The 1342-nt window shown below is 65.2% G+C and carries 1 protein-coding gene; it reads right to left on the bottom strand.

Annotation, left to right across the window (positions count from 1 at the left end):
* Nucleotides 1-37 precede the first annotated feature (37 nt).
* Complete coding sequence (locus tag NFR87_RS10410) at nt 38-1243, bottom strand: DNA polymerase Y family protein (RefSeq protein ID WP_251449429.1); 1206 nt, start codon at nt 1241-1243, stop codon at nt 38-40.
* Between the last annotated feature and the right edge of the window lie 99 nt (nt 1244-1342).

The following is a 1342-nucleotide window of genomic DNA, read 5'->3' as shown; positions in this document are numbered from 1 at the left end:
GGGGCCATTTGGCCCCGCCCGTTCCGTCGTTTCTGATTCACTTTCCCGGCCCATCCTTGAGCCGGGCGGTGGAGATGGCCCCCTTGCCGTACTTGTCCCGGATGCCGTCCATGGCCCGCTCCAGCTTTTCCACCTTGTCCCGCCGGGGCGCGGCGTCAGGGGTCAGCAGATCCAGCTGCTCGGCGGCCATATGGGCGGGCAGAAGGCTTTGCGCGGTGACAGTGAGGGCCCGCACTGGAGCCTTGGGGTTCCAGGATTGCCGGAGCAGCTCCATGGCCGCCTGGGTGATCTCCCGGGCCAGCCAGGAGGGGGCGGAGAGCCCCTTCTGCCGGGAGATGTCTTTGAAGTTGGGATCCCGTACGGCGATGCTCACCGTGGAGCATTTCATGTCCAGCTGCCGCAGCCGGGCGGCCACCTCGTCGGAGAGGAGGGCGGCCCCGGCCCCCAGCTCCTCCCAACCCACCAGATTCCGGGGGAAAGTGAGGCCGTTGCCCACCGACTTTGGCGGCGGCAGCTCTCCGGCGGGGATGACGGGGGCGTGCTCGGCGCCGGTGGCGTAGTCGTGAAGGGTGAGGCCCTGCTTGCCCAGGAGGGAGGACAGGGCCTCTCGGTCGGTGCCGGCCAGGTCGCCGATGGTGCGGATGCCATAGTCGCCCAGGGTCTTGGCCGCCGCCCGGCCTACAAAGATCAGGTCGCGCACCGGCAGGGGCCAGAGGAGCGCGCGGTAGTTTTCGCGGGTGATGACGGTGGTGGCGTTGGGCTTTTTGTAGTCGCTGCCCATCTTGGCGAAGATCTTGTTGAAGGAGACCCCCACGGAGATGGTGAGGCCCAGCTCCTCTCGCACCTGCCGCCGGAGCATGTCCGCCAGGCCCTTGCCGTCGGTATGGAACAGGGCCAGCGAGCCGGTGACGTCCAGCCAGCTCTCGTCGATGGAGAAGGGCTCTACCAGGTCGGTGCAGCGGTCATAGATGGCGTTGACCTTTTTGGAATATTCGTGGTATTTGTCGTGATGGGCCTTCAGAAGTACCAGCTCCGGACACTTCTTCCGGGCCTGCCAAACGGTCTCGGCGGTCTGGACTCCGGCGGCCTTGGCCAGCTCGTTCTTGGCCAGGATGATGCCGTGGCGGCTGCCCGGGTCACCGCAGACTGCCGCCGGTTTTCCCACCAGCTCCGGGTGGTCAAGCAGCTCCACCGAAGCATAGAAGCTGTTCAGATCGCAGTGCAGAATGACCCGTTCCGTCATGGCCGCCACCTCCTTTCCTCTACTATAGAATATTTGTTCCATAAATGCAAGAGGAAAATAAAGAAGGGGCGCTCCCAAGGGAGCGGTCCGTCCGGCGGC

This window comes from Vermiculatibacterium agrestimuris (assembly GCF_943193085.1).
In the GTDB taxonomy this organism is placed as follows: Bacteria; Bacillota; Clostridia; order Oscillospirales; family Oscillospiraceae; genus Vermiculatibacterium; species Vermiculatibacterium agrestimuris.
The sequence above is the reverse complement of the archived record's forward strand: the minus strand, read 5'-3'. Positions and strand labels throughout refer to the sequence as shown.

Bases quoted from the DNA above. Each gene is read 5' to 3' on its own strand.
- NFR87_RS10410 (WP_251449429.1), bottom strand. From the start codon at position 1,243: ATGACGGAACGGGTCATTCTGCACTGCGATCTGAACAGCTTCTATGCT.